This is a genomic window from Massilistercora timonensis (assembly GCF_048354975.1).
Lineage (GTDB): Bacteria > Bacillota > Clostridia > Lachnospirales > Lachnospiraceae > Massilistercora > Massilistercora timonensis.
This window is the reverse complement of sequence record NZ_DBGCJQ010000098.1, coordinates 1-6,201: the sequence shown is the minus strand read 5'-3', so window position 1 is coordinate 6,201 and position 6,201 is coordinate 1. Positions and strand designations below refer to the sequence as shown.

Genomic DNA, 6,201 nt, shown 5'->3' with positions numbered 1-6,201 from the left:
GAAGAAGATCATGGAAGAAGCGGGACTGGAAGCGAGAGAGGATGCTGTCGGCAATGTGATCGGGGTATGGCGGGGAGAAGATCCGGCGCTTCCCTGCGTGATGATGGGATCTCATTATGATTCGGTGATGCAGGGCGGCGATTATGACGGGATCGCCGGGGTGGTCTGCGCCGTTGAGATAGCAAGGTCCCTCCGGGAGAAGGGGATCAGCCCAAAGCGGGACCTGGTGGTTGTGGGATTCTGCGATGAGGAGGGCGTGCGCTTCGGCACCGGCTACTTTGGGTCCGGAGCCATGCTGGGGGAACGGGATCAGGCATATTGCCATAACTATAGAGATACGAAGGGGATCTCCATCTATGAGGCTATGAAAGCCTATGGGCTTGACCCGGAGAAGATCGGGGAGGCGGCATGGCCGGAAGGTTCCATTGGCGCGTTCCTGGAGATCCACATCGAGCAGGGGCCGGTGCTGGATGTAGAGGGGGTTGAACTGGGACTGGTGGAAGGCATCGTGGGGATCCAGAGATACGCGGCATCTGTCCTGGGCCGTGCGGATCACGCCGGGACCACGCCCATGGAGATGCGCCATGATGCGGCGGAGGCGGCGGCCAAGGTTATGGCCAGGATCCCGGACTGGGCAAGAGAAGAAGGAGAGGGGACGGTAGCGACGGTGGGCTACATCCATACAGTCCCCGGAGGTATGAACATCGTGGCGGAGCGGGTGGAGTTTACGGTGGACATCCGCTCTATGGACAATGGACATATCTGCAGGATCGCGGACAACCTGCGGGAAGCTCTGGAGCGGGAGACAAAGAAGATTGGCGGAAGCTATGAGATAGAGACCAAGCTTATGACCGATCCTACGCCCATGAGCCGGGAGATGCTGGGGGTTCTGGAAGAGAGCTGCCGTGAGAGGGGTTACTCTTACCGGTATCTGCCAAGCGGCGCCGGCCATGACGCCCAGGAGATGGCGAAAGCAGCCCCGGCGGTGATGCTCTTTGCGCCCAGCCGGGCGGGAAGGAGCCATTGCCCGGAGGAGTATACGGAATATGAGGATCTGGCCCGGGCGGCGGAGGTTATGGGGGAGCTGGCGGAGCAGCTCATTGTGGAGTAAAGTTATAATCTGAAGTATTATAATCTCAAGTATATAAAAGGGTAGCCGGGGTTTGCTATCTGTGCTATTCTGATAAAAAGAGTGATAGGGGAAAGGAGGTGTGAAAAATGAGCGACAGAGAGATGGCAATGCAGTTGCTGGAGGCAGTACCGGATTATCAGATTCGATATGTGATCGCATTTTTGCAGAAAATTGTGACTGCCGGGGATGGAATCCCAAATGAAGAGACGATAAAGGCGATGCGGGAAATGGAAAATGGAGGTGGAGAGTGTTTTGACTCTCTGGATGAACTGTGGAAAAGTTTGGAGGACGATATAATTGAAGATTAGGGATTCGGGACAATTTAAAAAGGACTATAAAAAATGTAAAAAGAGAGGGCTGAACATGGAACTGCTAAAGACAGCGGTTGCAATTTTGGCAAAACCGGCAGCACTTCCCTGGCAATATAAAGATCATGGTCTGTCGGGAGATTATACGGGATACAGAGAGTGCCATATAACTCCTGACTGGCTGTTGATCTACCGATATAAAGACGATTTTCTGGAATTGATCAGGACCGGGACACATTCGGATTTATTCAAAAGGTAATAGATTCTTTCATCTATATTTATCATCTGAGAATTTCTCTCAACTTTCTCTGAAAAAACGTTGACAAGCCGAAAAGTTTTGTGCTATAGTTAAAAATGCACTTATTGTGAAAAGCCATGCCATAATGTTGTGAAAAAAAGAGTTTACAAGAGCTGTTTTTACTGTATTTTGCAATGTTTTTGGGACATCGACGCAGCCCACAAAAAAATAAATGAGGAGTGAAACGTCAATATGGAGAAAAACAGAATTCGTCCTATCAAAAGCGGAAAAAGTTCACGCATGAGCTATTCCAGGCAAAAAGAAGTTCTTCAGATGCCTAATTTGATCGAAGTCCAGAAGGATTCCTACCAGTGGTTCCTGGACGAAGGATTAAAAGAAGTATTTGATGACATTTCTCCCATCGCTGACTACAGCGGGCATCTGAGCCTGGAGTTCGTTGACTTTACCTTGTGTGAGGATGACGTAAAGTACTCGATCGAGGAATGCAAGGAGCGTGACGCCACCTATGCGGCGCCTCTGAAAGTAAAGGTAAGACTCCACAACAAGGAGACGGATGAGATCAACGAGCATGAGATCTTTATGGGCGATCTGCCGCTGATGACCAGCACGGGAACCTTTGTGATCAATGGCGCGGAGCGTGTCATTGTAAGTCAGCTTGTGCGTTCCCCGGGCATTTACTATGGGATTGCCCATGACAAGCTGGGTAAAAAGCTGTATTCCTGTACCGTGATCCCCAACCGGGGCGCGTGGCTGGAATATGAGACCGACTCCAATGACGTTTTTTATGTACGTGTAGACAGAACCAGGAAGGTGCCTATCACGGTACTGATCCGTGCCCTTGGAATCGGCACGAACACAGAGATCCTGGAATTGTTCGGAGAAGAGCCGAAGATCATGGCAAGCTTCGAAAAAGACGCTGCCACGAATTATCAGGAAGGTCTTCTGGAGCTGTATAAGAAGATCCGTCCGGGCGAGCCGCTGGCAGTGGACAGTGCGGAGAGCCTGATCACCAGCATGTTCTTTGATCCCAGACGGTACGACCTGGCCAAAGTGGGCCGGTATAAATTTAATAAGAAGCTTATGTTCCGCAACCGGATCGCAGGCCATGTACTGGCGGAGGATGTGGTGAGTCCTCTGACCGGCGAAGTGCTGGCGGAAGCCGGGACCAAGGTGACCAGAGAGCTGGCGGATACCATCCAGTACGCGGCGGTTCCCTTTGTATGGATCCAGCGTCCGGATGAGGAGCGCAATATCAAGGTGCTCTCCAACATGATGGTGGACCTTCGGTCTGTGGTTGATATCGACCCCAAGGAAGTGGGCGTGACAGAGCTGGTATACTATCCGGTACTGTCCGGCCTTCTGGAGGAGACAGCAGGAGATATCGAGGAGCTGAAAAATGCGATCCGCAGAGATATCCACGATCTGATCCCCAAGCACATTACCAAGGAAGATATTCTTGCTTCCATTAACTATAATATGCACCTGGAGTACGGACTGGGCAACGACGATGACATCGACCACCTGGGCAACCGCCGGATCCGCGCGGTAGGCGAGCTGTTGCAGAACCAGTACCGGATCGGACTGTCCCGTCTGGAGAGAGTAGTCCGGGAGCGTATGACCACTCAGGACCTGGAGGGGATCTCTCCCCAGTCCCTGATCAACATCAAACCGGTGACCGCTGCGGTGAAGGAATTCTTCGGATCCTCCCAGCTGTCCCAGTTCATGGATCAGAACAACCCGCTGGGCGAGCTGACCCACAAGAGACGTCTCTCCGCCCTTGGACCGGGAGGTCTTTCCAGAGACCGGGCCGGATTCGAGGTGCGTGACGTACACTATTCCCACTACGGAAGAATGTGTCCCATTGAGACCCCGGAAGGACCCAACATCGGACTGATCAACTCCCTGGCCTGCTACGCCAGGATCAACCAGTACGGATTCGTGGAGGCTCCGTACCGCAAGATCGATCACTCTGACCCGGAGAATCCGGTGGTTACCGATGAAGTTGTATATATGACGGCGGATGAGGAAGACAATTACCACGTGGCTCAGGCCAACGAGCCTCTGGACGAGGAAGGTCATTTCATCCGTAAGAACGTATCCGGTCGTTACCGGGAAGAGACTCAGGAGTATGAGCGCAGCATGTTCGATTACATGGACGTTTCCCCGAAGATGGTATTCTCCGTGGCAACGGCCCTCATCCCCTTCCTGGAAAATGACGACGCCAACCGTGCCCTGATGGGTTCCAACATGCAGCGTCAGGCCGTGCCGCTTCTTATGACAGAGGCGCCGGTGGTTGGAACAGGTATGGAAGAAAAGGCGGCCGTGGACTCCGGCGTGTGCGTAGTGGCCGAGGCCGACGGCGTGGTAGAGCGTTCTGCCTCTACTGAGATCCATATCCGTCAGACGGACGGCAGCCTGAAGAAATATAAGCTGGCGAAATTCGTCCGCAGTAACCAGAGCAACTGCTACAACCAGCGGCCCATCGTCTTCAAGGGCGATCAGGTGAAGGCCGGCGACGTGATCGCGGACGGTCCTTCCACCTCTAACGGAGAGATGGCCCTTGGCAAGAACCCGCTGATCGGCTTTATGACCTGGGAAGGTTATAACTACGAGGACGCGGTTCTGTTAAGCGAGAGACTGGTGCAGGACGATGTCTATACATCTGTCCACATCGAGGAGTACGAGGCGGAAGCCCGTGACACCAAGCTGGGACCGGAAGAGATCACCCGTGATATCCCGGGTGTGGGCGACGACGCCCTCAAGAACCTGGATGAGAGAGGAATCATCCGCATCGGCGCAGAGGTGCGCGCAGGAGATATCCTGGTAGGTAAGGTAACGCCTAAGGGCGAGACCGAGCTGACCGCGGAAGAGCGGCTCCTTCGGGCCATCTTCGGCGAGAAGGCAAGAGAAGTAAGAGACACCTCCCTCAAGGTGCCTCATGGAGAATATGGTATCGTGGTAGACGCCAAAGTATTTACAAGAGAGAACGGCGACGAGCTGTCTCCGGGCGTCAATGAATCCGTGCGCATCTACATTGCACAGAAGAGAAAGATCTCTGTGGGTGACAAGATGGCCGGACGTCACGGAAACAAGGGTGTTGTATCCCGGGTGCTGCCGGTGGAGGATATGCCGTTCCTGCCGAACGGACGGCCGCTGGACATCGTGCTGAACCCGCTGGGCGTACCTTCCCGTATGAATATCGGGCAGGTGCTGGAGATCCATCTGTCCCTGGCGGCAAAGGCTCTGGGATTCAATATCTCCACACCGGTCTTTGACGGGGCGGATGAGAATGATATCATGGACACCCTGGATCTTGCCAACGATTATGTAAACTTAAGCTGGGAAGAGTTTGAGGCCAAGCATAAGGAAGAGCTGCTTCCGGAAGTGATGCAGTATCTCTATGACAACCGCGACCACAGGAAGCTGTGGAAGGGCGTTCCCATCTCCAGAGACGGAAAAGTGCGCTTAAGAGACGGACGTACCGGAGAGTTCTTCGACAGCCCGGTTACCATCGGACACATGCATTACCTGAAGCTCCATCACCTGGTAGACGATAAGATCCATGCCCGTTCCACGGGACCGTACTCACTGGTTACCCAGCAGCCGCTGGGAGGAAAAGCCCAGTTCGGCGGTCAGCGTTTCGGAGAGATGGAAGTATGGGCCCTGGAGGCCTACGGCGCTTCCTACACGCTGCAGGAGATCCTGACGGTGAAATCTGACGATGTAGTAGGACGTGTGAAGACTTACGAAGCCATCATTAAAGGCGAGAACATCCCGGAACCGGGTATCCCGGAATCCTTCAAGGTACTCTTGAAAGAGCTGCAGTCCCTTGGTCTGGATGTGCGCGTGCTGCGTGACGACAACACAGAAGTGGAGATCATGGAGACCGTGGATATGGGCGAGACCGATTTCCGCTCCCTGATCGAGGGCGACCGGAAATACGGCAGAGAGGACAACCTGGGCGAGCACGGTTATACCGAGCAGGAATTCCAGGATGAACAGCTGGTAGACGTGGAAGAAGAGCCTGATGAGGAAGATTTTGAGATCGAATTTGAGGAAACTGATGACTTCGCGTATAATGATTCAGACAATGAATAGGAAGGGGTGCCAGTATGCCAGAAAATAACAGGGAACAAACATATCAGCCAATGACCTTTGACGCGATCAAGATCGGTTTGGCATCACCTGAGAAGATCCTGGAGTGGTCCAGAGGCGAGGTTACCAAGCCGGAGACCATCAACTACAGGACCTTGAAGCCGGAGAAGGACGGTCTGTTCTGTGAGCGTATCTTCGGACCCAGCAAGGACTGGGAGTGTCATTGTGGAAAATATAAGAAGATCCGTTATAAAGGCGTTGTGTGCGACCGCTGCGGCGTGGAAGTGACCAAGTCCAGCGTGCGCCGGGAGCGGATGGGCCATATCGCCCTGGCGGCTCCGGTATCACACATCTGGTATTTCAAGGGGATCCCCAGCCGGATGGGACTGATCCTGGACCTGTCTCCC

4 protein-coding genes and 1 pseudogene are annotated in these 6,201 nt (G+C 53.7%); all 5 read left to right on the top strand.

Annotated elements, in window-relative coordinates:
* Positions 1-1,111 (top strand): M20 family metallo-hydrolase (locus ACML7B_RS08635; protein WP_418540650.1); only part of this gene is annotated, 1,111 nt, incomplete at its 5' end.
* Between the two features lie 107 nt (positions 1,112-1,218).
* A complete protein-coding gene (locus ACML7B_RS08630) occupies positions 1,219-1,440 on the top strand; it encodes a hypothetical protein (protein WP_418540648.1) in 222 nt (73 codons plus the stop codon).
* Entirely contained in the window at positions 1,430-1,699 is a 270-nt protein-coding gene (locus ACML7B_RS08625; protein WP_418540647.1) for a type II toxin-antitoxin system YafQ family toxin, read from the top strand. The genes ACML7B_RS08630 and ACML7B_RS08625 overlap by 11 nt, the downstream gene beginning before the upstream one ends.
* 231 nt (positions 1,700-1,930) lie before the next feature.
* The gene (locus tag ACML7B_RS08620; RefSeq protein ID WP_418540645.1) at positions 1,931-5,797 is read left to right on the top strand and encodes a DNA-directed RNA polymerase subunit beta; all 3,867 of its coding nucleotides are present in this window, start codon (positions 1,931-1,933) and stop codon (positions 5,795-5,797) included.
* Between the two features lie 14 nt (positions 5,798-5,811).
* Positions 5,812-6,201: pseudogene (locus ACML7B_RS08615) on the top strand (DNA-directed RNA polymerase subunit beta'); the annotation flags it as partial.